Here is a 26,826-nt window from a genome sequence, read left to right on the forward strand (position 1 = left end):
ATGGACCAGCCTGTTTGCTTGTGGCACGTCGGGGCCGAGCTGGGCGAAGGCCCGCTGTGGCATGCGGCCAGCGAGTCGGTGTATTTTGTCGATATTCGCGGGCGCCAGGTGCACCGCTGCGCGCCGGACGGCACGCGCCGGCAGTCGTGGGACGCGCCGGGCAGGCCTGGGTTTATCGTGCCGGCTCGCGTCAGCACCACCCCCGTCGTTTCCGCGCCAAGGCGGCCCTCGGCGGGGACCCAAGCTCGTTCCGTAGCTATCGGCGGCACTGAAAACTTGGGTTCCCGCCTGCGCGGGAACGACGGGGCTGGCGGGAACGACGGGGCTGGCGGGAACGACGGGGCTGGCGGGAACGACGAGGCTGGCGGGGACGATGGTGAAGGCTTCATCGTCGGCCTCGACGACGGCCTGTACCGCTTCGACCAGCAAACCGGCCAGTTCAGCGTCCTGCGCCACATCGAAGCCGACCAGCCCGACAACCGTTTCAACGACGGCTTCGTCGCCGCCGACGGCTCGCTCTGGTTCGGCTCGATGGACGTCGGCGAAACCAACCCCACCGGCTCGCTCTACAGCCTGCATCCGGGCGGGCGCCTGAGCACCGTCGACCGCGGCTACATCATCACCAACGGCCCGGCCATGAGCCCGGACGGCAAGACCCTGTACCACACCGATACCCTCGGCAAGCGCATCTACGCCTTCGATCTGCTGCCCGACGGCACGGCCACGCGCATGCGCCTGTTCATCGCCACCGCCGGCCCCGGCCACCCGGACGGCATGGCGGTCGACGCCGACGGCACCATCTGGGTCGCCATGTTCCGCGGCGCCCGCGTCGACCGCTACAACGCCGATGGCGAATTGATCGGCACGCTCGCCTTTCCGGTCTCGAACATCACCAAGCTGGCCTTCGGCGGCCCCGACCTGCGCACGGCGTTCGTCACCACCGCCTGGAAAGGCCTGAACCCCGACGAGCGGGCGCGCGAACCGCTGGCCGGCGCGCTGTTCACCTTCCGCACCGATACGCCGGGCCTGCCCCAGCACACTTTTTCGCTACAGGACATCGCTTGAGCACCCATCCGACTCCGCCACGCCGCTACCGCTCGCAGGACTGGTTCGACAATCCCGACCATATCGACATGACCGCGCTCTACCTGGAGCGCTTCATGAACTACGGCATCACCGCCGAGGAATTGCGCGCCGGCCGTCCGATCGTCGGCATCGTCCAGAGCGGCAGCGACATCAGCCCGTGCAACCGCATCCACCTGGAACTGGCCAAGCGCGTGCGCGACGGCATCCGCGACGCCGGCGGCATCGCCATGGAATTCCCGCTGCACCCGATCTTCGAAAACTGCCGCCGCCCGACCGCCTCCATCGACCGCAACCTGGCCTACCTGGGCCTGGTCGAAATCCTGCACGGCTACCCGATCGACGCGGTGGTCCTGACGACCGGCTGCGACAAGACCACGCCGGCCCAGATCATGGCCGCCTCGACGGTCGACATTCCCGCCATCGTGCTGTCCGGCGGACCGATGCTCGACGGCTGGTTCGAAGGCGAACTGGCCGGCTCCGGCAGCGCCATCTGGCACGGCCGCCGCCGCCTCGCCGCCGGCGAGATCGATAAGGAAAAATTCCTCCAGATCGCGGCCGCGTCGGCGCCGTCCGCCGGTCACTGCAACACCATGGGCACGGCCTCGACCATGAACGCGCTGGCCGAGGCGCTCGGCATGTCGCTCACCGGCTGCTCGGCCATTCCGGCGCCGTACCGCGAGCGCGGGCAGATGGCCTACGAAACCGGGCGCCGCATCGTCGCGCTGGCGCGCCAGGATGTACGGCCGTCGCAGATCCTCACCAGGGACGCGTTCCTCGATGCGATCGTGGTCAATGCCGCCATCGGCGGCTCCACCAACGCCCAGCCGCACCTGATGGCGATGGCGCGCCACGCCGGGGTCGAGATCGAATCGAGCGCGTGGATGGAATACGGCCACGACGTGCCGCTGCTGCTCAACATGCAGCCGGCCGGCAAGTTCCTCGGCGAGCGCTTCCACCGCGCCGGCGGCGTGCCGGCCATCATGTGGGAACTGCACCAGGCCGGCAAGCTGCGCGCCGAGCGCCTGACCGTCACCGGCGCCAGCATGGCCGCCAACCTGCAGGGCCGCGCCAGCGTCGACCGCGAAGTGATCTATCCGTACGCCGCGCCGCTGAAAACCCAGGCCGGTTTCTTCGTCCTCAAGGGCAACCTGTTCGATTTTGCGATCATGAAGACCAGCGTGATTTCGGCCGACTTCCGCGCGCGCTACCTGTGCCGGCCGGGACACGAGAATGTGTTCGAATGCCGCGCCGTGGTGTTCGACGGCTCGGGCGACTATCATGCGCGCATCAACGACCCGGCGCTCGACATCGACGAGGGCTGCATGCTGGTCATTCGCGGCGCCGGCCCGATCGGCTGGCCCGGCTCCGCCGAAGTGGTCAACATGCAACCGCCGGACGCGCTGATCCGGCGCGGCATCCTCAACCTGCCGACCCTGGGCGACGGGCGCCAGTCGGGCACCTCCGACAGTCCATCGATCCTCAATGCCTCGCCCGAAAGCGCGGCCGGCGGCGGGCTGGCCTATGTGCGCAGCGGCGACATCATCCGGGTGGACCTGAACAGCGGCCGCTGCGACATGCTGGTCGACGAGTCCGTGCTGGCCGAACGCAGGAAGGAAGCGCTCCCGCCCACGCCGCCGAGCCAGACCCCGTGGCAGGAGCTGTACCGCGCCACAGTGGGCCAGCTGGAGCAGGGCGGCTGCATGGAAATGGCGCTGCCGTACCGGGGCGTCGGCCACGATCTGCCGAGGCATAACCACTAATCGAGTAAATGTAAATATGGCAACGAATAGCGAAAATCCGCTATTCTCCTGTCAAAAACACGGCGCCACGCCGGGGAGCATCCAAGTCGTATAACAATATCTGGAGACAAAAGACATGAAAAAAATTCTGAGCGTCGCGGTCGTATCGGCCATGATGATGTTGACCAGCGGCCAGGCCAGCGCCGATGCCAAAAATCCGAAGATCGGCTTTTCGATCGACGACCTGCGCCTCGAGCGCTGGGCGCGCGACCGCGATTATTTTGTCGCCGCCGCCGACAAGCTGGGCGCCAAGGTGTTCGTGCAGTCGGCCGACGCCAGCGAGCAAAAGCAGATCGCGCAGATCGAAAACCTGATCGCGCGCGGAGTCGATGCGCTGGTCATCGTGCCCTACAACGCCACCGTGCTCAATAACGCGATCAAGGAAGCCAAGAAGGCCAACATCAAGGTCGTGTCCTACGACCGGCTGGTGCTCAATGCCGATGTGGACGCTTACATTTCCTTCGATAACAAAGCCGTCGGCGAAATGCAGGCGGCCGGCGTGGTGAAGGTGCGTCCGAAGGGCAACTACTACCTGCTCGGCGGCGCGCCGACCGACAACAACGCCAAGATGCTGCGCGAAGGCCAGATGGCGGTGCTGCAGCCGCTGGTGGACAAGGGCGATATCAAGATCGTCGGCAAGCAGTGGGTCAAGGACTGGAGCCCGTCGGAGGCGCTGTCCATCGTCGAGAATGCGCTGACGGCCAACAATAACAAGATCGACGGCATCGTCGCTTCGAACGACGCCACGGCCGGCGGTGCGATCCAGGCGCTGGCCTCGCAAAAGCTCGATGGCAAGGTGCCGGTGTCGGGGCAGGATTCCGATATTGCGGCGGTGCGCCGCGTGATTGCCGGTTCGCAGGCGATGACCGTGTACAAGCCGCTCAAGCTGCTGGCCAGCGAGGCGGCCAAACTGTCGGTGCAGCTGGTACGCAATGAAAAACCCGCTTTTAACGGTCAATATGACAACGGTTTCAAGAAGGTCAATACCATCCTGCTCAAGCCGACCGCGCTGACCAAGGACAATATCAACCTGCTGGTGACGGACGGTTTTTACACCCAGGCCCAGATCGCCGGCAAATAATCGCAGCCTGCGACACCGTCGCCCCGGCGCCAAGGCGCGCGGGCGACGGTGGCATGCGGCATATAGGCGCGAAGTGAAAACGTTTTCAGTTGCGAGAACCAGCATGTCTGACTATTTGCTTGAAATGAAGGGCATCGTCAAGCAGTTCGACGGCGTCCGCGCGCTCGATGGCATCGACCTGCAGGTCCGCGCCGGCGAGTGCATCGGCCTGTGCGGCGAAAACGGCGCCGGCAAGTCGACCCTGATGAAGGTGCTCTCGGCCGTCTACCCGCACGGCACCTGGGAAGGCGAGATCCTGTTCGACGGCCGGCCCCTGCGCGCCGCCTCGATCCGCGACACCGAGGCCGCCGGCATCATCATCATCCACCAGGAGCTGATGCTGGTGCCGGAACTGTCGGTGACCGAAAACCTCTTCCTCGGGAACGAAATCACCGGCTTCGGCGGGCGCATGAACTACCCCGCCATGAACCGCCGCGCCGAACAGCTGCTGAAGGAGCTCAATCTGCTCGATGTGAACGTGGTGCTGCCGGTGATGAACTACGGCGGCGGCCACCAGCAATTGATCGAAATCGCCAAGGCCCTCAACAAGGACGCCAGGCTGCTGATCCTGGACGAACCATCGGCCTCGCTCACCGCCGCCGAAATCGCGATCCTGCTGGAGATCATCCGCAAGCTCAAGGCCAAGGGCGTAGCCTGCGTCTACATCTCGCACAAGCTCGATGAGGTGGCCGCCATCTGCGACACCATCGCCGTGATCCGCGACGGCAAGCACATCGCCACCACGCCGATGGCGGACCTCGATGTCAAGCGCATCATCGCGCAGATGGTCGGGCGCGAGATGAACCAGCTCTATCCCAAGCAGGAGCGCGCGCTGGGCGACGTGATTTTCGAAGCGCGCAACGTCACCTGCTACGACATCGACAAGCCCGAACGCAAACGCGTCGACAACGTCTCGTTCAGCCTGCGCAAAGGCGAAATCCTCGGCATCGCCGGCCTGGTGGGGGCAGGGCGCACCGAACTGGTGTCGGCCCTGTTCGGCGCCTATCCGGGTGTCAGCCAGGCCGAGGTGCGCCTGCACGGCGCGCTGGTCGATACCGGCACGCCGCTCAAGGCCATCCGCGCCGGTTTCGCGCTGGTGCCGGAAGACCGCAAGCGGCACGGCATCGTGCGCGACCTCGATGTGGGCCAGAACATCACCCTCACCGTGCTCGATTCCTTTTCGCGCCTGACCCGCATCGACCGCGAGGCGGAACTGAAAACCGTGCACGACCAGATCGACCGGCTGGGCCTGAAAACCGCCAGCCCCTTCCTGCCGATCGCCAGCCTGTCCGGCGGTAACCAGCAAAAGGCGGTGCTGTCGAAGATGCTGCTCACAAAGCCGCAGGTGCTGATCCTCGACGAGCCCACACGCGGCGTCGACGTCGGCGCCAAATACGAAATCTACAAGCTGATGTTCGAACTGGCCGCCCAGGGCATGTCGATCGTCATGGTGTCATCCGAACTGGCCGAGGTGCTGGGCATTTCCGACCGCGTGCTGGTGATGGGCGAGGGCAAACTGCGCGGCGATTTCGTCAACCGCGACCTGACCCAGGAAACCCTGCTCGCCGCGGCCCTCGACCACGCCACGCACTGAACGACTCTTCCTTCGCCAACGCACATGAACCCCATCCAATTCAAGCAAATCTTCACCCAGTACAAAATCCTGGCGCTGCTGGCCGCGATCGCCCTGATCTGGCTGTTCTTCAGCTGGAAGACCGACGGCGGCTTTACCTCCGCGCGCAACCTGTCGAACCTGATGCGCCAGATGGCCATTACCGGCATCCTCGCCTGCGGCATGGTGTTCGTCATCATCGCCGGCGAGATCGACCTGTCGGTCGGCTCGCTGCTCGGGCTATTGGGCGGGGTCGCGGCGGTGCTCGACGTCAGCCACCACCTGCCGCTGCCGCTGATTGTGCTGCTGGTGCTGGCCTGCGGGCTGGCGCTCGGCATCTTCAACGGCTATCTGGTGGCGTATGCGGGCATACCGTCCTTCATCGTGGGACTGGGCGGCATGCTGGCGTATCGCGGCATCGTGCTCGGGGTGACCGACGGGATTACGGTGGCGCCGGTGTCGGCCGAGATGGTGTACCTTGGGCAGGGCTACCTGTCGCCCGACCTGAGCATCGGCCTGGGCGTGCTGCTGTTCGTGCTCGCTGGCGTGCTGACGTGGCGCCAGCGCGCCAGCCTGGCGCATCACGGCCTGCCGGTGCCGACCGCCGTGCGCGATGGCGTGCGCCTGCTGGCGATCGGCGTGGTGCTGTTTTCGGTGGTGCGCACCCTGCACAGCTACGAAGGCATTCCGCTGCCGGTGCTGCTGCTCCTGGTGCTGCTGGCGGCGTTCAGCTACGTGGCTACGCAAACCGTGTTCGGACGCCGCATCTATGCCGTCGGCAGCAATATGGAAGCGACGCGCCTGTCGGGCGTGAACGTGCGCGCCGTCAAACTGTGGATCTTCGGTTTGATGGGTTTGATGTGCGCGCTGGCGGGGCTGGTCAACACCGCGCGCCTGGCGGCCGGCTCGCCGTCCGCCGGTACCTCGGGCGAACTCGATGTGATCGCGGCCTGCTTCATCGGCGGCACCTCGATGCGCGGCGGTTCGGGCACGGTCTACGGCGCCCTGATCGGCGCGCTGGTCATGGCCAGCCTGGATAACGGCATGTCGATGCTCGACGTCGACAGCTACTGGCAAATGATCGTCAAGGGCGCCATCCTTACGCTGGCGGTATGGGTGGACGTGGTCACGCGTTCCGGCCGCCGTTAATCGATCAGGAAAATGCGATGACATTATTGAACCAATCCCTGCGCCTGCCGCTGCCGGTCGCGGCCCTGCTTGCCCTCGGCGGCTGTGCCACGCCGTCCGGGCAGGGCGATGAACTGAGCATCTACGCCGCCGGCCCGCGCGCCGGTTCGCATGTCGTCGTCGCCGATGTCGAGCAGTCGCAGGTGGTCGCCGGCGTGTCGGTCCTGGTGCCGAAACCGGCACACCCGAGGGTGGCCGCAAGCCGGGTCGGGGTCGATGTCGGCAGGGAGGCGATGACCCTGCACTTCAAGGATGCCTGGTACGCCAGCCTGCGTGTTGAAACCTTTGCGCCGCTCGACCTGCGCGCCTACGTTCCCGGCGGCGTGCTGGCGTTCGACCTGAATGTGGAAGAGATGGCGCAGGGCGGCGTGTCGTTCAAGGTCGGCTGCGGCAAGGAGTGCGAACGGCAGGTGCCGTTTCTGGTGCCTGCGCGGGCCATGGCGGGCAAGGGCTGGCAGCCGCTGGTGCTGTCGATGCGCTGCTTTGCCCGCGACGGCGACGATTTCTCCGCCGTGAGCATGCCGTTCGCGCTGGAAGGCAGCGGCAGCGGGCGGGTGGGCATTGCGCGCGTGCGCCTGCTCGCATCCGGCACGCCGAATGCGGACTGCCCGGACTACAGGACGCAGTCGGTCACGCCCGAGATGCTCAATCAGTCCTGGTCGATCGACCACTGGGGCCCGCGCCACGAGGCCAAGAAGGCGGAAGTCAAGCGCCGCAACGCCGCCGGCGAGAAAACGCAGCTTGTCTTCATCGGCGACTCGATCACCGAAGGCTGGGAGAAAACCGGCGCGCCGGTCTGGCAGCGCTACTACAGCACTTACAATGCGCTGGGGCTGGGCTTCGGCGGCGACCATACCGAAAACGTCTTGTGGCGCTTGCAGCACGGCGCGCTCGACGGCCTCGATCCGAAGGTGGTGGTGCTGATGATCGGCACCAACAACACGGGCGACCGCCGCGAAGACCCGGCGACCACGGCGGCCGGCATCCGGCGCAATATCGACGAAGTGCGGCAGCGCCTGCCGAACGCGCAGATCCTGCTGCTGGCGATCTTCCCGCGCAGCGCAGGGGCGGACCACCCGCTGCGCCGCATCAACGACCGCGTCAACACGATCCTGTCCGGCTTCGACGACGGTCGACATATCCACTTCCTCGATATCAACCGGACGTTCCTGACGGCGGACGGCACCCTGTCGCGCGAGGTCATGCCCGACCTGCTGCACCTGAACGAGCAAAGCTACGACGCGTGGGCCAGGGCGATGGAGCCGGCCCTGCGGCGCCTGATGGGGCGATGAGATGAAAACGCCTCTCCGCTGCGCGCTGCTGCTCGTCACCGTCATGCACAGCGCCAGTGCCGGCGACTTCACCCTGCGCTACGACCGTCCCGCGCCGGACACGCCGGAAGGCTGGGAACGCGAGGCGCTCCCGATCGGCAATGGCCGCATCGGCGCGATGATCTTCGGGCAGGTGGCGCGCGAGCGCATCCAGTTCAACGACATCACCCTCTGGACCGGCGACGACAAGACCCTGGGCGCCTACCAGCCTTTCGGCGACGTGTTCATCAACCTGCCGGGCCACAGCGCCACCGGCGGCTACGCGCGCACGCTCGACCTGGACAACAGCCTGCACAGCGTGACCTACAGGCACGCCGGCGTGACCTTCAGGCGCGAGATGTTCGCCAGCCATCCGGCGCAGGCCATCGTGGCGCGCCTTTCCGCCAGCCAGCCGGGCAAGTACAGCGGCTCGATCGAACTGAGCGACATGCACGACGCCCGCATCGGCGTGGCCGGCAAGCGCATTTACGCCACCGGCTCGCTGGCCGGTTTCTCCCAGCCCGCCACGTCGAACGTGATGGATTATGCCAGCCAGGTCGAGGTGATCAACGAGGGCGGCACCCTGTCTGTGGAGGGCAAGCGCATCGTCTTCACCGGCTGCGACGCACTGGTGCTGGTGCTCGGCGCCGGCACCAGCTACGTCAACGATGCATCCAGGCGCTTCCAGGGCGCCCATCCCTTGCCGCTCGTGACGCGGCAGGTCAGTGCGGCGGCCGCGCAAACGTGGACGCAACTGCTGGCCGCGCACCAGCGGGACTTCAAGCGCCTGTACGGCCGCGTGAGCGTGGACTTCGGCCAGGCGCCGGCGGCGCGGCGCGCGCTGGCGACCGACAAGCGCATCGAGGTGTATACGGCCGACGGCAAGGACCCGGGCCTGGAAGCGCAGTTCTTCCAGTTCGGCCGCTACCTGCTCATCTCGAGCTCGCGCGATGCGCTGCCGGCCAACCTGCAGGGCTTGTGGAACAACAGCCTCACGCCGCCGTGGAATTCGGACTACCACACCAACATCAATATCCAGATGAATTACTGGCCGGCGGGGCCGGCCAACCTGTCCGAAGCGGCGCTGCCGTTCTTCGACTTCGTCGGCGGCATGGCGCCCGTGTACCGCAAGCTGCTGCGCGAGACGGCGGCCCTGCCGGCCAAGGGCGATGAAGAACGCTTCCTGAGCGACGACGGCAGGCCGGTGCGCGGCTGGACCGTGCGCACCGAATCGAACCCCTTCGGCGCCACCACCTATATCTGGAACAAGACCGGCAACGCCTGGTACGCGCAGCACTTCTGGGAGCACTACGCCTTCACCCAGGACCGCGAGTTCCTGCGCACGGTGGCGTACCCGCTGATGAAGGAGGTGTGCGCGTTCTGGCAGGACCACCTCAAGCGCCTGCCCGACGGCCGCCTGGTGGCGCCGCGCGGCTGGTCGCCCGAGCACGGGCCGATCGAAGATGGCGTGAGCTACGACCAGCAGATCATCTGGGACCTGTTCAACAATACCGTGGAAGCGGCGGATGTCCTCGGCGACGACAGGGACTTCCGCGACCGGATCGCCGCCATGCGCGAGCAGCTGGCGGGACCGCGCATCGGCAGCTGGGGCCAGCTGCTCGAATGGCTGGAAGAGAAGAAGGACCCGGTGCTCGATACGCCCGGCGACACGCACCGTCACGTGTCGCACCTGTTCGGACTATTCCCGGGCCGGCAGATATCGCCGACCAGCACCCCGGCGCTGGCGGCGGCCGCGCGCAAGTCGCTGGAGGGGCGCGGCGACGCCGGCACCGGCTGGTCGATGGCGTGGAAGACGGCGTTCTGGGCGCGCCTGCTCGACGGCGACCGCGCCTACAGGATGCTGCGCGGGCAGCTGGCCAAGCCCGGGGCGCGCGCCGCGCAGCAGGCCGGTCCCGGAACCGAGACCAATAACGCGGGCGGCACCTACGCCAATATGTTCGACGCCCATCCGCCGTTCCAGATCGACGGCAACCTGGGCGCCACGGCCGCCATCTGCGAGATGCTGCTGCAATCGCACACGGGCGAGCTGCACCTGCTGCCGGCGCTGCCGTCGGCGTGGCCGAATGGCTCGGTGAAGGGCTTGCGCGCGCGCGGCGGCTTCGAGCTCGATATCGCCTGGGCCGGCGGCAAGCTGGCAAGCGCCACCATCCGCTCGGTGGCGGGGCAGGGCGGCGGGACGGTCCGCTACGGCGACAAGGTCGTCGCGCTCTCGCTCGAACCCGGTGCTTCCGCGCGCCTCGGCGCCACCCTCGGCCCCCTCGAAAAATAGGCTGGTATGCCGTGCCTGACGCATTTGCGCCGCAATGGCGACAGGTGAATATAGCCGCGCGCCGAACGAACCTTGTTTCCTTAATATCATTCCACGCCTTGGTCATTTTCGTAATTGCGGCGCGCTGAGGTAGCTCGGAAAATCAATACACAAACCAGCGCGGCATCAGCCGACGCGTATAAAAATCCAACCGAGACGCACTCCATGACGATCAACCGCAGGCCCCCGCGGCCCTGTCTCCGTATGCCTTCGCCCAGTGCGACAACCGGGTCGGGGAGGGCGCGCCTTTATCGATGAACGACATCCCGCAGCACTGCCGGCACACATGAAAAAGCAGCAGTAATCCGATCGGAAAAAGAGGAGACAAGTTGAACAACTATAAGAAAACAGCGATTGCCGTGGCAGTCGCCCAAATCGCATGGATGGCCGGTGGCGCCGCGCTGGCCCAGGACAGCCAGAGCGGCGACACCGCCGTGGTCGTGGTCAGCGGCCAGCGCGCGGCCCTGAACTCGGCGCAGAAGGTCAAGCAGAATTCCGACGAAATCGTCGACTCGATCGTCGCCGACGACATCGGCAAGCTGCCCGACCGCTCGGTCACCGAAGTGCTGCAGCGCGTGGTGGGCGTGACCATCGACCGCACCATGACCAAGTCCGACCCGGAGCACTTTTCGGTGGAAGGATCGGGCGTGTCGATCCGTGGCCTGAACTACGTGCGTTCGGAACTGAACGGCCGCGATTCGTTCTCGGCCAACGGCGGGCGCTCGCTCAACTACGAAGACGTGCCGCCGGAACTGATGGCCGGCGTCGACATCTACAAGAATCCGTCGGCCGAGCAGATCGAAGGCGCGATCAGCGGCCTGGTGAACCTGCGCACCGCCATGCCCTTCGATTACAAGGGCATGAAGGTCGCGCTGTCGGGGCAGACCACTTATTCGGAACTGAAGAAGGGGCGCAGCTCGCCATCGGCCTCCGGCCTGTTCTCGAACCGCTGGAAGACCGGCATCGGCGACGTCGGCGTGCTGGTCGACCTGGCCTATTCCGAAAGCGCGACCCGCACCGACGCCCTGCAGGTCGATCCGTATTTTCCGCGCGCCGATGTCGTCCCCGGAAAAACCGTCTGGATTCCCAAGGGCGCGTCCTGGCGCACGCTCAACTTCGAACGCCAGCGCGAAGGGGCTTACGGCGCGCTGCAATGGCGCCCGAACCGCGACCTGAACACCTCGCTGACCTTCTTCAAGTCGCGCTACAAGATGGACTGGGACGAGCAGGCCATCTTCGCCGCCTCGAATCCCTACAATATCCTGGTCAGCCCGGACGCGAGCTACGACGGCAAGGGCGTCTTCCTGTCCGGGACCCTGACCGACCCGGCCGACAAGGGCATCAACTACGGCGGCGATACGCGCATTGCGAACCGCAAGTCCGATACCACGGACGTGTCGTGGAACCTGGTGTGGCGGCCGACCGGCAGCTGGACCTTCAAGTCCGACCTGCAAAGCATTCGCGCCAAGACCGCCAATCTCGATTCGACGGTGGCGACCGGGGTGCAGATGCCCAAGCAGCAGCTGGACCTGGCCCACGGCCGGCCGAACCTGATCTTCGACAGCGCCGACCTGGCCTACCTGGCCAACCCGGGCAACTACTACTGGGCCTTCACCCAGGAGCACGCGGACCGCAGCAAGGGCAAGGGAACCGCCTGGAAGGGCGACGCCCAGTACGATGTCGATCACAAGGTCGTGCGCGATATCCGCTTCGGCGTGCGCCTGACCAAGCGCGACGCGGTCACCGAAAAGACCAACCCGGACTACAACTGGGTCGCCATTTCGCAGCCGTGGCAACTGGGCTGGAATATCGGCCAACTGGCCTCGCTGGGCGACCCTCGCTTCGCCGGCAACACGCGTGTGCACGACTTCAGGAATTTCTTCGGCGGGAACATCTCCGTGCCCTCGCTGGTGGTGCCCAACACCTCGCTGGCCACCGGTTATCCGGACAGCTACGCGGGACTGCACAAGTACCACGACATCCTGTGCAAGGAACTGGCCGCCGCCAACGGCGCCACGCCCGACTGCGCGCCCTGGAAGGCGGCGTCCTACGGCACCGAGCCGGCGGGTTCGAACGAGCAGACCGAAAAGACCGGCGCCCTTTACACCCAGGCGCGCTTCGGCTTCGACGACCTGCCGATGCCGATCGACGGCAACGTCGGCCTGCGCTACGTGAAGACCGACATGAAGGCGAGCGGCTACACGGTGTTCAGCTACACCCGTCCGACCATCCCCGCCGGCTACCAGACCACCGGCCCGGCGATTCCGGACATCCCCACGTTTTCGCGCGCCGACGACTACAGCCAGTCGTACAGCAACGTGCTGCCAAGCCTGAACCTGCGCATGAAGGCCAGCGACAAGCTGCAATTCCGCCTGGCGGTCGGTTCCGCGCTGTCGCGGCCCGATTTCTCGCAACTGCAGGCCTATACGACGCTGACGCAGGATGTCAACACCACCTCCGACGACGCGGCCCGCATCGTGCGTGTGAACCGCGTGAGCCTGACCGGCGAAGGTTCCGGCAATCCTGCGCTCAAGCCGGTGACCTCGCGCCAGGTCGACGTGACGGCCGAGTGGTATTTCGCGCCGGCCGGCTCGCTCACCTTCGCGCTGTTTCACAAGAAGCTCAAGGACATCATTGTCGACCAGAGCTACAACTTCCAGCTGCCCGACGTGAACGGCGCCATGAAGGACTTCACCGTGACGGCGCCGATCAACGGCGCCAGGGGCCGGGCGCGCGGTTTCGAAGTCGCGTACCAGCAGTATTTCGACAGGCTGCCGCAATGGCTGTCGGGCCTCGGCATGCAAGCCAACGTCACTTTCGTCGACGGCGAGAAGACCATGTACAACAAGGTGTTCCAGGAATACTGCACGGCAGGCGCGGGCGGCGGCGCGTCCAACCTGAACCTGAACATGAACGGCTGCGACACCAACGGCCGCAGCTTCGGCAACCTGCCGCTGTACAACCAGTCGCGCCGCTCGTACAACCTGGCGCTGATGTACGACAAGGGGCCGCTGTCGTCGCGCCTGGCCTACAACTGGCGTTCGCGCAGCCTGCAGGGCGTAAACGTCAACGGCACCAAGGGCGGCGACGCCACCGACAGCAATCCGGCCAGCCCGACCTTCGGCCAGCACAATGTGAACTATGGCCTGCCTACCTGGGCCGGGGCGTACGGCCAGCTCGATGCGTCGATCTTCTACAAGATCACCGAGAGCCTGTCGTTCGGCCTGGAAGCGCAGAACATCAACGATGCGAAGTTCGAGCAGGAGATGGACCAGTCGATCGGCACCAAGGGGCGCGCCTGGTTCGTCACCGGTCCACGCTACACGGCGCAGATGCGCTACAGCTTCTGATGGCGCGCCACCCGATCACGCTGCTGGCCCTGGGCGCCAGCGTCACGGCGGCAGCGGCGCCACCGCTGCCGCACCTGGTCCACAAGGACGGGCGCCATGCGCTCATGGTCGATGGCGCGCCGTTCGTGATGCTCGGCGCGCAGGCGCACAATTCGAGCAATTACCCGGCCGCGCTGAAAAAGGTCTGGCCGGCGATCCGCGACATGCACGCCAACACGCTCGAAATGCCGGTGGCGTGGGAACAGATCGAGCCGGTCGAAGGCAAGTTCGATTTCAGCTATGTCGATACGCTGGTGGCCGAGGCGCGCAGGAACAAGGTGCGCCTGGTGCTGCTGTGGTTCGGCACCTGGAAGAACACCAATCCGCAATACAGCCCGGAGTGGGTCAAGTTCGACAACCGGCGCTTCCCGCGCATGCTGGACAAGGACGGCAAGGTCAATTACTGCATGTCGCCGTTCGGGGAGGAGACGCTCAAGGCCGATAAAAAGGCGTTTGTGGCGCTGATGACCCACATCAAGAAGATCGACGCAGCGCATCGCACCGTCATCATGATGCAGGTGCAGAACGAAGTCGGTACCTATGGCCTGGTGCGCGACTACGGCGCCAGGGCGCAGGCGGCGTTCGCGCAGCCGGTGCCGCAGGCGGTGCTGGCGCGCCAGAAATCGCCGCTGAAGCTGGCCGCCAGCGGCACCTGGACCGAGGTGTATGGCGACTACGCGGAGCAGTATTTCCATACCTGGGCCATCGCCAGCTACATCGGCGAGATCGCCAGGGCCGGGCGCGCGGTCTACAATCTGCCCATGTACGTCAACAACGCGCTGCGCGATCCGCTCGAACCGCTGGCGCCGTGGAAGGGCAATTTTGCCAGCGGCGGGCCGACCCACGATGTGATCGACATCTACAAGGCGGCGGCGCCGGCCATCGACTTTGCCGCGCCGGACATCTACATGGCGCAGTCGGCCAGATTCACGGGCGCCTTGGACCGCTTCCAGCGCCCCGACAATCCGCTGATGGTGCCGGAACTGGGCAACGCCGCCACCTATGCGCGCTACACCTACCAGGTGCTGGGGCGCGGCGCGCTGGGGTTCGCGCCGTTCGGAATCGATTACGCCGACTACAGCAACTTCCCGCTCGGCTCCAAGCTCACCGACAAGGCCATGGTCGAACCCTTCGGCGCCATCTACGCCGTGTTCCGGCCGCTGGAACGGCAGTGGGCCAGATGGGCCTTCGAAGGCCGCACCTACGGCGTGGCGGAGTCCGACGAGCGCACCGAGCAGACCATCGCCATGAACAACTGGAAGGCCACTGTGTCGTTTCGCCAGTGGCGCTTCGGCGAAAAGCACTGGAACCCGGAGATCAAGGACGAACCGGCCAACACCGACAGCCCGAGCGGCGGCGTGTCGATTGCGCAGATCGGGGATAACGAATTCGTCGTCATCGGCCAGCAGGTGCGCCTGCGCCTGAATGGCGCGGGCAGCAACGAGGGCAAGCCGGCCATGCTGGCGCGGGTGGAGGAGGGCAGTTTCGAGCCGTCCGGCAAATGGATCATGGAGCGCAACTGGAACGGCGACCAGGTCGACTACGGCATCAACCTGCCGGCCAGGCCCATCGTCCTCAAGATCAGAATCGGCACCTACTAATTACTATTGGAGACTACAGCATGCGTCTAACATCACTGGTGGGAACGGCTTCCTGCCTGGCCTTGATGGCATCAGGCCACGCCCTCGCGGGCACCTTCGAAAAAACCGCCAGCGGCATCGTCGTCAAACCCGACCAGGGGGCGGCGAAGGAAGTGCGGCTGGCGGTGATGAGCGAGAATATCATCCACGTCCTCAAGCTCGATCAGCCGGGCAAGGAACTCACACCGTCGATGATGACGGTGGCCAAGCCGTGCGCCTGCCCGTTCACGGTCGGCGATGCGGACAAGGATGTGGTGACGCTCGACGCCGGCAAGATATCGGCCACCGTGTCGCTGAAAACCGGGCTGGTGAAGTTCTATAACGCCAGAGGCGACGTATTCCTGACCCAGTCGTCCGAGAGTCTCACGCCGATCAAGGTCGACGGCAAACCGTTTTTGGCGATCAAGCAGGGCTTCAACCCCGGCCTGATGGACGCGTACTATGGCCTCGGCCAGCATCAGAACGCCCAGATGAACATGAACGGCGAAGACGTCCTGCTGGCGCAGCACAATATGGACGTGGCGGTGCCGTTCGTGATCTCCGATAAAAACTACGGCGTCCTGTGGGATAACAATGCGATTTCGCGCTTCGGCGACCCCAGACCCTACGGCCCGATGAAGCGCGACCTGAAACTGGCGGATGCCGGCGGCAAGGCCGGCGGCCTGACCGCGCGCTACTACGTCGGCGGCAAGCTGGCCCTGACCCGCATTGAAACCGACATCGACTACAAATACCTCAAGGACGTGGCCGAACACTGGCCCAGGGAACTCGGCCCGCTCAAGGACCTGAAGGACGTCAGGGTGGTGTGGGAAGGGACCATGCGTTCGGCCAAGGCCGGCGTGCACAAGATGCAGCTGTATTCGTCCGACTACGCGACATTGACAATCGACGGCAAGCAGGTGCTGGACGTCTGGCGCCAGGGCTGGAACCCGTGGTACCACAACTTCGAGGTGAAGTTCGTCGCCAACAAGCCGGTCAGACTGCACCTGGAGTGGAAGCCGGCCGGCGGCATGATCGGCATCACCCACAACGACCCGCTGCCGCGGGCCGAACGCCATTCGCTGACGTTTTCGTCCGAGATCGCGCAGGCCATCAATTATTACGTCATCAACGCCGACAACATGGACAGCGTGATCGCCGGCTACCGCCACCTGACCGGGCAGGCGCCGCTGATGCCGAAGTGGGCCTACGGCTTCTGGCAATCGCGCCAGCGCTACGAGACGCAGGAGCAGATCCTGGGCGCGGTGCGCGAGTACCGCAAGCGCGGCTGGCCGCTGGATAACATCGTGCAGGACTGGTTCTACTGGCCCGAAAACGCCTGGGGCTCGCACGACTTCGACAAGAGCCGCTTCCCCGATCCCAAGGGCATGGTCGACGAGATCCACAGGCAGAACGTGCGCGTGATGCTCTCCATCTGGGGCAAGTTCTACGCCGACACCGACAACTACAAGGAGTTCGCCGCCAAGGGCCACATGTGGACCAGGAACGTCGAGAACGGCGACCTTGACTGGGTCGGGCCGGGCTATAAGAACGCCCACTACGATCCGTACACGCAGGAAGCGCGCGACATCTATTATCGCCAGATCAAGACCAAGCTCGGTGGCCTGGGCTTCGATTCGTGGTGGATGGATAACAGCGAGCCGGATGTGCTGTCGAATACCCGTCCCGAGGATTTCAAGAAGCTGATCGGGCCGACCGTGCATGGCGCCGGCGAGATCACCTACAACACCTACAGCCTGCCGCACACGCAGGCGCTGATCGAGGGCCTCAAGCGCGACCAGCCCGACACGCGCCAGCTGATCCTGTCGCGCTCCGGTTTCGCCGGCATCCAGCGCAATGCGGTGGCGGTGTGGAGCGGCGACACGGTGGGGCGCTGGAACAACCTGTACGACCAGATTTCGGCCGGCGTGAACTTCTCGATGTCGGGCATTCCGAACTGGACCCACGACATCGGCGGCTACGCGCAGGAAGTGCGCTTCCAGAGCGGCGACGTCGGCTCGGCCCAGGAAAACCGCAGCACCGGCGCCGCCGTCGTCAAGCCGGAAGACATGAAGGAGTGGCAGGAGCTGAACCTGCGCTGGTTCCAGTTCGGCGCCTTTACGCCGCTGTTCCGCTCCCACGGCGAGGTGGTCAAGCGCGAGATCTACAACATCGCGCCGGACGGCTCGGAGATGCAGGACTCGATGGTCTGGTACCTGAAACTGCGCTACCGCCTGATGCCCTACATTTACGCGACCGCGTCGGACATCTACTTCCACTCGGGCACCGTGATGCGCGCGCTGGTGATGGACTTCCCGAAGGACGAACAGGTCAAGGACATCAAGGACCAGTACCTGTTCGGGCGCGACCTGATGGTAGCGCCCGTGCACGTGTACGGCGCGCGCGAGCGCAGCGTGTACATGCCCAAGGGAGCCGCGTGGTACGATTTTTATACCGGCGCGCTGCACCAGGGTGGCCAGTCGGTGACGATGAAGGCGCCGGCGGCGCGCATGCCGCTGCTGGTCAAGGCGGGGGCGATCCTGCCGATGGGTCCCGTGACCCAGTACGTCGATGAAAAACCGGACGCGCCGCTCACGCTCAATGTCTACACCGGCGCCGACGGCAAATTCAGCCTGTACGAGGATGACGGTGTGACCAACGCCTACACCCGCGGAGAGTTCAGCCGCATCCCGCTGAGCTACGATGACACGAGCAAGACCGTGACCATCGGCGCGCGCACTGGCCAGTACAAGGGCATGGTCGCCAAGCGCCAGTTCAAGGTGCGCTTCATCAAGGCCGGCGTATCGAGTTCGGACGACTTCGACCAGGCCGACAAGGAAGTGAGCTACGACGGCAAGGCAATCGCTGTCAGGATGTAATCGGCGCGATAGCCCTGCTCCCGCCGGAATACCGGCGCGAGCAGGGCTGCGCCTGGGAATGGCTTGTCTCGATCAGCCGTCGAAGCCGGTAATGTGGATCAGATGCGGCTTGAATACCGTCAGCCATGCCAGGATCGAGGTAAAGCACCCGACGATAAACAGCGTCACGACGCCTCCCCAGACGGCGCCAAAGGCATCCGTACTGGGGTGCTTGCGCGGATTGTCCGCATGGTACAGCACCGTGACCTTCTCGCCGGCCTGGTAGGAGATCAGTCCATTCTGGCCGTATTCGACCACTTCCCCTTTTGCTGTACTGAACCGTATATCGACATGATGCTTGCCCGCAGTCTGGCGAACGACGACGCCATGCGCGCGCGAGGTCGATGCGATAAAATCGAAGGCATGTTGTACGGATACGGCGCTCCACAAGAACAGGCAGAGCGACAGCAAAAAGATGACGATCCCGCCGATCCAATGCCCGCTTGGCGTGTTGGCTGGTTTGTAACTGGACAGCATATCGATCGTCATCCCTGTTGAGTATTAATTAACATCATAACATTGCCTTGAGGGACAGTCTGCGGCTGTCCCTACGCCTGTGCGCCAGGAAGCGCCATATGCATAACGGCCTAGTCCGCCTACATCTTTTTCCCTCCCCGTTCGACCTTCTTGCCCATAGGCATTGTCCAGTCCGGTCTCTACACTCATTCGGTCGGCATAGGTGTCCCCATCGGTCGACGCGTTCCGGGGACCTCGACCAAGCTACTGCGCGGCGCCATTTTCGCCATGCGATGCTCACCGTACCGTCGTACGGCTGCGCTTCTCTGATGAAACCTGCACCGCTCGCAACGGTTTGTCGAGGTCCCCGGGCGATTGAACCCGAACCGGAGAGTAAACAACATGAAGAAGAACAGCCCAGAAACGACCATCCCCGCCACCGGCAGCCGCCGCGATTTCCTCGGCAAGAGCGCCCTGGCGGGCCTGGTCACCGCAGGCGCCACCATCGGACTGAGCGGATGCAAGGAGGAAGCCGCGCCGGGCAAGGCCGCCGCGCCCGCCAAGGCCGCCGATACCGGCGAACACATCAAGCCAGGCCAGCTCGATGCCTATTACGCCTTCATCAGCGCCGGCCACGGCGGCGAAGTGCGCGTGCTGGGCCTGCCGTCGGGCCGCACCCTGAAACGCATCCCGGTCTTCAATACCGACTGCATGGTCGGCTGGGGCATCACCAACGAATCGAAGGCGATCCTGGGCACCAAGCCCGATGGCAGCCTGCTGTACACCACCGGCGACACCCACCACGTGCACGGCAGCTACAAGGACGGCACCTACGACAGCCGCTGGCTGTTCGTCAACGACAAGATCAACGCGCGCCTGGCCCGCATCCGCATGGATACGATGGAGTGCGACAAGATCACCAGCCTGCCGAACGTGATGGGCTTCCACGGCATCTTCCCGGACAAGCGCGACCCGGTCGACGCCGCCATCAACTACACCACGCGCGTCTTCTGCGGCACCGAATTCCACATGCCGCTGCCGAACGACGGGCGCGACCTGGACGATCCGACCAAATGGGGCTGCCTGTTCACCTGCGTCGACGCCGCCAGCATGGAAGTGCGCTGGCAGTGCCGCGTGGACGGCAACATGGAGCTGGTCGCGTCGTCCTACGACGGCAAGCTGGCCGCCGCCACCCAGTACAACACCGAGGGCGGCGCCGACCTGGCGGGGATGATGTCGGCCGAGCGCGATGCCTGCGTGTTCTTCAACGTGGCCCGCATCGAGCAAGCCATCAAGGATGGCAAGGCCGGCACCATCGGCGCCTCCAAGGTGCCCGTGGTCGATGGCCGCAAGGCCGCCAACGCCGATCCCGCCACCGCCCTGACTTGCTACGTGCCGGTCGGTAAGAACCCGCACGGCGTCAACGCCAGCCCGGACGGAAAGTATTTCGTCTGCGCCGGCAAGCTGTCGCCGACCGCGACCGTGATCGAACTGAGCAAAGTGCTGGGCTGGTTCGGCGGCGAGGTCAAGCAGCCGCGCGACTGCGTGGTGGCCGAGCCGGAACTGGGCCTGGGACCCTTGCACACGGCCTTCGACGGCAAGGGCAATGCCTTCACCTCGCTGTTCCTCGACAGCCAGGTCGTCAAATGGAATGTGGACGCGTCGATTGCCCAGTTCAAGGGCGACAAGGCGGCCAAGGTGGTGCTCGACCGCATCGACGTGCATTACCAGCCGGGCCACGGCTACTCCTCGATGGGCGAGACCAGGGAAGCGGACGGCAAGTATTTCAACTCGGGTAACAAGTTCTCGAAAGACCGTTTCCTGCCGGTCGGGCCGCTGCACTGCGAAACCGAACAGCTGATCGACATCAGCGGCGCCAAGATGAGCCTGATGGCCGACCACACGGCCTATCCGGAGCCGCACGACGGCATCATCGTGCGCCGCGACGTGGTCAAGACGCGCCAGATCCACAGCATGACGGACTTCCCGAACGCGGTCACGCCGGAAACCGCCGGCATCGAGCGCAAGGGCAACAAGGTGCAGGTGCGGATGATGTCGCAGGCGCCGTCGTTCAGCATGCCGGTGATCAAGGTCAAGGTCGGCGACGAAGTGACCCTGACGCTGACCAACTACGACAAGGTGGAAGACCTGACCCACGGTTGCGCGATTCCGACGCATAACATCAACTTCATCGTCAATCCGCAGGAAACCAAGTCGGTGACCTTCAAGACCGACAGGGCCGGTGCCTACTGGATCTACTGCACCCACTTCTGCCACGCGCTGCACCTGGAAATGCGCAGCCGCCTGCTGGTCGAAGCGTAACAAAGGCCTCCCATGCGCGCCCTTGCCATCTTCCTGCGTCTGTTTGCCCTGTTATTACTGGCGGCAGGGCCGGCGCGCGCATCGGTCTATTCGGCCGAGTTGTCGGAACAGCTGCTGCGCGGCCCCGACCTGTGCGCCGAGGCGCCGTGCCGCGACGTGATGCCGCAGGCGCAGAAATTCTCTGTGCGCAAAGGCAATCCCAGCTATGTCGAGGCCATCGCGGTCGCGGCGGACAAGGCCGAGCGCGTGGTCGGCTATGTATTCCTGTCGACCGACGTGGTCGACATTCCCGCGTATTCGGGCAAGCCCATCGTTACCCTGATCGGCATGGATACGCGCGGCATCATCACCGGGGTGCGCGTGCTGAAGCACTCCGAACCCATTCTGCTGGCGGGGATCGACGAATCCACGCTGCTCAAGTTCATCGACCAGTACATCGGCAAGTCCGGCGACGCCAAGCTCGACATCGGCCATGGCGACGAAGCCAGCGGCACGGTGGGGCTGGACGCGATCAGCGGCGCCACCGTGACCGTCATCGCCGAAAACCAGGTCATCTCGCGCAGCGCCTGGGAGATCGGGCGCCAGGTCGGCATCTTCAAGGGCGAAGTGCGGCCGGCGCCGCGCTACACGGCGCTCGACGAGCGCCTGAGCTGGCAGCAATTGCTGGACGAAGGCAGCGTGGTGCGCTTCTCCCTGCGGCGCAAGGATGTGGGGCTGGCGGGCGAGGCCAGCTACATCGACATGTATTTCGGCCACCTGAACGTGCCCACGGTGGGCATCAGCCTGCTGGGCGAGCCGGTCTACAAGCGCCTGATGGCCGAGCTCAAGCCGGACGAGCAAGCCATTTTTGTCATCGCCAACGGCGAAGCCTCGTTCAAGGGCTCGGGATTCGTGCGCGGCGGCATCTACGACCGCATCCAGGTGCGCCAGGATCCGCAGAGCTTCACCTTCCGCGATACCGATTACCTGAACCTGTACGGCGTGCACGCGCCCGGCGCGCCGGCGTACACCGAGTCGGCGGTGTTCATCGTGCGCTCGGCCAACTTCAATCCCGCCTGGCCGTGGCAGCTGACTTTTCTTGCCAACAAGGCCGACCCGCAGAGCGGCGCCAAGACCTTCGTCCACTTCAATGCCCGCTACTGGCTGCCGGCGCGCTATATGGAAGGCGGGCGTCCGCACATTGTCGAGCCCGAGGCCGCCTGGCGCGCCGTCTGGAAAAGCAGGACCGTCCAGATCGTACTGTTCCTGCTGGTGCTGGCCTTTACCGCCGTCATGTATTCGCAGCGCGACAAGCTGGTGCGCGCCTCGAAGCGCAAGCACAAGCCGTGGATTGCGCGCCCGCGCCATGTGCTGTGGCTGGTCAGCGTGCTGTTCCTCGGCTTTTACCTCAAGGCCCAGCCCAGCATCACCCAGGTGCTGACCTGGTTCCATTCCCTGCTGCACCAGTGGAAGTGGGAACTGTTCCTCTCCGATCCCTTCATCTTCCTGTTCTGGTGGTTCATCATCGTCAGCGTGCTGGTGTGGGGCAGGGGCGTGTTCTGCGGCTGGCTGTGCCCGTTCGGCTCGCTCCAGCAACTGGCGCTCAGCCTCGGCAAGGCGCTCGGCCTGGCGCGCTTCCAGAAGCTGCTGCCCAAGCCCCTGCACGACAAGCTCAAGTGGATCAAGTACGCGATCTTCGCCGTGTTGCTGGGCGTGTCCTTCTACTCCATGGAGATGGCCGAACAACTGGCCGAGGTCGAACCCTTCAAGACCACCTTCATCGTCGGCGTGTGGAACCGCACTTGGCCGTTCTGGGTGTTTATCGGGGCCATCCTCGGCTGGTCCTTCCTGAGCGAACGGCCGTACTGCAAGTACCTGTGCCCGCTCGGCGCCGGCCTCGCGATTCCCGGCAAGTTCCGCCTGTTCGGACTCAAGCGCAAGGCCGAGTGCCGGACCTGCCACGCCTGCGCCGCCGGCTGCGGCTCGCACGCGATCGACAGCGCCGGCCGCATCGACCAGATGGAATGCATGCTGTGCCTCGACTGCATGATCCTGTACTACGACGACCATGCCTGCCCGCCGCTGGTCAAGGAACGCAAGCTGCGCGAAAGGAATGGCGATGCGCTGACGCCGATCGACGCAACCGGCTATTTCATTTCCCTCGACTCGGTGCGCGGTGCGCTCAAGGCCAAGGCGGCGCAGTCAAGCGGGGACCAGCCATGATGGTCCGCGCCGTTGCCGCCGCGCTGCTGGCCCTGTGCGCCGGCGCGGCCAGCGCCGCCGTGCTGCAGGTGCGCGCCGGCGAGTCGATCGGCGCGGCCGTGCGTGCGGCCTCGGCCGGCGATACGGTCCTGGTCGCGCGCGGCCACTACAAGGAGCGGCTGCTGATCGACAAGCCGCTCACCCTGCGCGGCCAGGACCGTCCCACCATCAGCGCCCGGAACAGCGGCGACGTGATCCGGGTCGCCAGCAGCGGCGTCACCATCGACGGCCTGATCCTGCGCGACAGCGGCAGCGACCTCGACCGCCAGAACGCCGGCGTGTACGTGCTGCCCGGTTCGCATCGCTTCGTGCTGCGCAACTGCGTGCTCAGCTACACCCTGTTCGGCGTCTACCTGGACAAATCGGACCATTCCACCCTCAGCGGCAACACCATCACCGGCAAGCGCGACCTGCAATCGGCGGCGCGCGGCAACGGCATCCAGGTCTACAACAGCGCCCATGTGGACGTGATCGACAACAACATCAGCTACGCGCGCGACGGCATCTACGTCGACCTGTCGCGCCATGCTCTGTTTCGCGGCAACAAGATCCACCACCTGCGCTACGGCACCCACTATATGAACACCAACCACAGCACCTGGGAAAACAACGAGTCCTACCAGAACCGCGGCGGGCTGGCCCTGATGGAAGTGCGCGAGCTGGTGGTGCGTAACAACGTGGCGTGGGGCAACGAGGACCACGGCATCATGCTGCGCACCATCCAGGATTCTGTGATCGAAAACAATGTCGTCGCTGCCAACGGACGCGGCTTCTTCATCTACGACGCCGAGTACAACGTGCTGCGCAACAACGTGGTCATCAACAACCGTACCGGCGTGCACCTGTCGGCCGGATCGGCCAACAACGCGGTCGATGGCAACGACTTCATCGGCAACGAAGAAGCGGTCAAGTTCGTCGCCTCGCGCGATGTCGCATGGGGCCGCACGCGCGGCAACTACTGGAGCGGCTACAACGGCTGGGACCAGGGCGGCGACGGCGCCGGCGACCTGCCCTACGAAGCGAACGACATGGTCGACCGCCTCAACTGGCAATACCCGCTGGTCAAGCTGCTCTTGACCAGCCCGTCCGTGAGCACCCTGCGTTTCGTGGCGCGCCAGTTCCCCGTGCTGCGCGCGCCCAGCGTGGTCGACAAGCATCCGCGCATGCGGCCCAACAATCCCGAGTGGCACTTCTGGCGCGACAAACATGTCCATTGAACTTGATGCCGTGAGCAAATCCTTCGGCGCGGTCGAGGCGATCCGCAACGTCAGCCTGACCATCGGCCAAGGCGAGATGTTCGGCCTGATCGGCCACAACGGCGCCGGCAAGAGCACCCTGTTCAAGCTGATGCTCGGCCTGCTGCCGGCCAGCGCCGGCGCGGTGCGCATGAACGGCGTGCCGACGTCCAGCGCGCAATTTCGCCAGGTGCGGCGCCGCATCGGCTACCTGCCCGAGAGCTTCGTCAGCTACGACAACCTCAGCGGCCTGGAAGTGCTGCAACTGTTCGCCGACCTCAAGCAGGTGGCGCGCGCCGAATGCGGCAGGGTGCTGCGCCGGGTCGGCCTGGCGCACGCCGCCTCGCGCCGCCTGCACACCTATTCCAAGGGCATGCGCCAGCGGCTCGGCTTTGCCCAGGTGCTGCTGGGCGACCCGGAACTGATCTTCCTGGACGAGCCGACCAACGGACTCGATCCGGAAGGCATTGCCGACTTCTACGGCATCCTGCACGAAGCGCAGGGGCGCGGCGCCACCATCGTGATTACCTCGCATATTTTGGCCGACATCCAGGACCGGGTCGACCGCCTGGTCATCCTCGATGCGGGCAAGGTGGCCGCGCTCGGCACCCTGGCCGACTTGCGCTCGCGCCAGGTGCTGCCCTCGCACATCGAGGTGCGCCTGCCGCCCGGTGGCGCCGACAAGGTCGGGCCGGCGCTGGCGCATCTGGCGGGCGTGACCATCATCCTCGACGGCGAACATGCCACCATCGCCTGCGCCGCCGCGCTCAAGGCGCAGGTCGTCGCCGCGCTGGCGCCGATGCTGCTTGACGTGAGCATCCGCGAACCGTCGCTGGAAGACCTGTTTCTCGGCTATGGAGGCCATCATGCACGCGCGCATTGAGTGGGGCCAGGTGCGCGTGATCGCGGCCAAGGAATTCCGCGACCGCATCCGCAACCGCTGGGTGCTGGCGGTGGCCCTGATCTTCGCCCTGTTCGCGCTGGCGATCGCCTACTTCGGCGCGTCCCAGCAGGGCGAGGTCGGCTTTCGCAGCATCGACGTCACGGTCGCCAGCCTGGTCAGCCTGGTGATCTACCTGGTGCCGCTGATCGCCCTGATCCTCGGCTACGACGCCATCGTCGGCGAACGCGAGCGCGGGTCGCTGGAACTGATGCTGTCGATGCCGATCACCCGCTTCGAGATTTTGCTGGGCAAGTACTGCGGCTTGTCGGCCGCGCTCGCCAGTTCCACCGTGCTCGGCTTCGGCGCCGGCCTGCTGCCGCTGGCGGCCGAACTGACCGTGCGCGACGGCTACCACTACGCCGGCTTCGTCGGCAGCGCGATTCTGATGGGCATGGCCTTCCTCAGCATCTCGATGCTGGTGTCGGTCATCGCGCTCGACCGCGTGCGCGCCAGCGGCGCGGCGATCGGCCTGTGGTTCTTTTTCGTGCTGATCTTCGACCTGCTGCTGATGGGCGCGCTGGTGCTCAGCCAGGGCCGCCTGGGCAGCAACACCTTCGCCGCGCTGCTGATGCTCAATCCCGCCGATGTGTTCCGTCTGCTCAATATCTTCAGTTCGGAGCAAGCGCAGAGCCTGTACGGACTGGCGACCGTGATGCCGGACGGCCTGCTCGAGCCGGCGGTGCTGCTGTCGATCATGGCCGCGTGGGTCGTGCTTCCTTTCTTACTTGCCAACTGGAGATTCAAATGTCCCTCAAGATGAGCCGCCTGCTGGCGGCGCTGGCCGCCGCCAGCCTGCTGGCCGCGTGCAGCGAGCCTGCCCTGAGCGCCAGCGCGCAGGAGCCGGTGGCCGACACCGCCTGCGCGCTGGACGGCATGGTGCTGCTCGACTTTCCCGGCCCCAAGGCGCAGATCCAGTACGCCGAAGGCAAGGCCGACTTTTACTGCGACCTGATGGAGCTGTTCACGGTCGTGCTCCAGCCCGAGCACAGGCGGCGCATCGCCGGCGTGTTCGTGCAGGACATGGGCAAGACCGCGTGGGACAAGCCGAGCGGCGCCTGGATTGCCGCCAGGGATGCGCTGTATGTGGTCGGCAGCAAGAAGCAGGGCTCGATGGGGCCGACCTTCGCGTCCTTTTCCGATCCGGCGCAGGCGGCCGCCTTTGCCAAGACCGAGGGCGGCAAGGTGCTGCCCTACAGCCAGATCACGGTGGCCATGCTCGACACGGGCCATGCCGCCGGCGACATGCGCCATTGATTGGC

Annotated in this window: 17 protein-coding genes; 16 read left to right on the forward strand and 1 reads right to left on the reverse strand. The window is 65.3% G+C overall.

Annotated elements, in window-relative coordinates; genetic code table 11:
* The 10 genes from EJB06_RS24825 (at window position 1) to EJB06_RS24870 (ending at window position 18,331) form a co-directional block, all read left to right on the forward strand.
* Window positions 1–1,065 carry an SMP-30/gluconolactonase/LRE family protein gene (locus tag EJB06_RS24825; protein WP_229427273.1) on the forward strand — a complete coding sequence of 355 codons (1,065 nt, stop codon included), beginning with the start codon at window positions 1–3 and terminating at the stop codon, window positions 1,063–1,065.
* The gene (locus tag EJB06_RS24830; protein WP_126076708.1) at window positions 1,062–2,846 is read left to right on the forward strand and encodes an IlvD/Edd family dehydratase; all 1,785 of its coding nucleotides are present in this window, start codon (window positions 1,062–1,064) and stop codon (window positions 2,844–2,846) included. Before EJB06_RS24825 ends, EJB06_RS24830 begins: the two co-directional genes overlap by 4 nt.
* Before the next feature lie 115 nt (window positions 2,847–2,961).
* A complete protein-coding gene (gene xylF, locus EJB06_RS24835) occupies window positions 2,962–3,966 on the forward strand; it encodes a D-xylose ABC transporter substrate-binding protein (protein ID WP_126076709.1) in 1,005 nt (334 codons plus the stop codon).
* Between the two features lie 103 nt (window positions 3,967–4,069).
* Entirely contained in the window at window positions 4,070–5,599 is a 1,530-nt protein-coding gene (gene xylG / locus EJB06_RS24840) for a D-xylose ABC transporter ATP-binding protein (RefSeq protein WP_126076710.1), read from the forward strand.
* A 24-nt stretch (window positions 5,600–5,623) separates the two neighbouring features.
* The gene (locus EJB06_RS24845; protein WP_126076711.1) at window positions 5,624–6,766 is read left to right on the forward strand and encodes a sugar ABC transporter permease; all 1,143 of its coding nucleotides are present in this window, start codon (window positions 5,624–5,626) and stop codon (window positions 6,764–6,766) included.
* A gap of 17 nt (window positions 6,767–6,783) precedes the next feature.
* Complete coding sequence (locus tag EJB06_RS24850) at window positions 6,784–8,097, forward strand: GDSL-type esterase/lipase family protein (protein WP_126076712.1); 1,314 nt, start codon at window positions 6,784–6,786, stop codon at window positions 8,095–8,097.
* Window position 8,098: 1 nt separating this feature from the next.
* Window positions 8,099–10,405, forward strand: a complete 2,307-nt coding sequence (locus tag EJB06_RS24855; RefSeq protein WP_126076713.1) for a glycoside hydrolase family 95 protein — start codon at window positions 8,099–8,101, stop codon at window positions 10,403–10,405.
* A 398-nt stretch (window positions 10,406–10,803) separates the two neighbouring features.
* Window positions 10,804–13,794, forward strand: coding sequence for a TonB-dependent receptor (locus EJB06_RS24860; protein ID WP_307720476.1), 2,991 nt, complete (start codon window positions 10,804–10,806; stop codon window positions 13,792–13,794).
* Entirely contained in the window at window positions 13,794–15,434 is a 1,641-nt protein-coding gene (locus tag EJB06_RS24865; RefSeq protein ID WP_126076715.1) for a GH35 family beta-galactosidase, read from the forward strand. Before EJB06_RS24860 ends, EJB06_RS24865 begins: the two co-directional genes overlap by 1 nt.
* Window positions 15,435–15,454: 20 nt before the next feature.
* A complete protein-coding gene (locus EJB06_RS24870; protein WP_126076716.1) occupies window positions 15,455–18,331 on the forward strand; it encodes a TIM-barrel domain-containing protein in 2,877 nt (958 codons plus the stop codon).
* 72 nt (window positions 18,332–18,403) lie between these two features.
* Here EJB06_RS24870 and EJB06_RS24875 read toward each other — a convergent pair whose 3' ends face one another.
* Entirely contained in the window at window positions 18,404–18,859 is a 456-nt protein-coding gene (locus EJB06_RS24875; RefSeq protein WP_126076717.1) for a DUF3592 domain-containing protein, read from the reverse strand.
* Window positions 18,860–19,228: 369 nt separating this feature from the next.
* Between EJB06_RS24875 and nosZ the strand changes: the two genes are divergently transcribed.
* The 6 genes from nosZ to EJB06_RS24905 are packed head-to-tail and all read left to right on the forward strand — an operon-like array spanning window position 19,229 to window position 26,821.
* The gene (gene nosZ / locus EJB06_RS24880; protein ID WP_126076718.1) at window positions 19,229–21,148 is read left to right on the forward strand and encodes a TAT-dependent nitrous-oxide reductase; all 1,920 of its coding nucleotides are present in this window, start codon (window positions 19,229–19,231) and stop codon (window positions 21,146–21,148) included.
* A gap of 12 nt (window positions 21,149–21,160) precedes the next feature.
* Window positions 21,161–23,350 carry a 4Fe-4S binding protein gene (locus tag EJB06_RS24885; RefSeq protein WP_126076719.1) on the forward strand — a complete coding sequence of 730 codons (2,190 nt, stop codon included), beginning with the start codon at window positions 21,161–21,163 and terminating at the stop codon, window positions 23,348–23,350.
* On the forward strand, window positions 23,350–24,606 hold the full coding sequence (locus tag EJB06_RS24890) for a nitrous oxide reductase family maturation protein NosD (protein WP_198420912.1): 1,257 nt from the start codon (window positions 23,350–23,352) through the stop codon (window positions 24,604–24,606). The genes EJB06_RS24885 and EJB06_RS24890 overlap by 1 nt, the downstream gene beginning before the upstream one ends.
* On the forward strand, window positions 24,596–25,507 hold the full coding sequence (locus EJB06_RS24895; protein ID WP_126076721.1) for an ABC transporter ATP-binding protein: 912 nt from the start codon (window positions 24,596–24,598) through the stop codon (window positions 25,505–25,507). The genes EJB06_RS24890 and EJB06_RS24895 overlap by 11 nt, the downstream gene beginning before the upstream one ends.
* The gene (locus EJB06_RS24900) at window positions 25,491–26,327 is read left to right on the forward strand and encodes an ABC transporter permease (RefSeq protein ID WP_198420910.1); all 837 of its coding nucleotides are present in this window, start codon (window positions 25,491–25,493) and stop codon (window positions 26,325–26,327) included. The genes EJB06_RS24895 and EJB06_RS24900 overlap by 17 nt, the downstream gene beginning before the upstream one ends.
* Window positions 26,312–26,821, forward strand: a complete 510-nt coding sequence (locus EJB06_RS24905) for a nitrous oxide reductase accessory protein NosL (protein WP_126076722.1) — start codon at window positions 26,312–26,314, stop codon at window positions 26,819–26,821. The genes EJB06_RS24900 and EJB06_RS24905 overlap by 16 nt, the downstream gene beginning before the upstream one ends.
* Window positions 26,822–26,826: the final 5 nt, after the last annotated feature.

Source organism: Massilia atriviolacea, from assembly GCF_003953935.1.
Lineage (GTDB): Bacteria > Pseudomonadota > Gammaproteobacteria > Burkholderiales > Burkholderiaceae_D > Telluria_A > Telluria_A atriviolacea.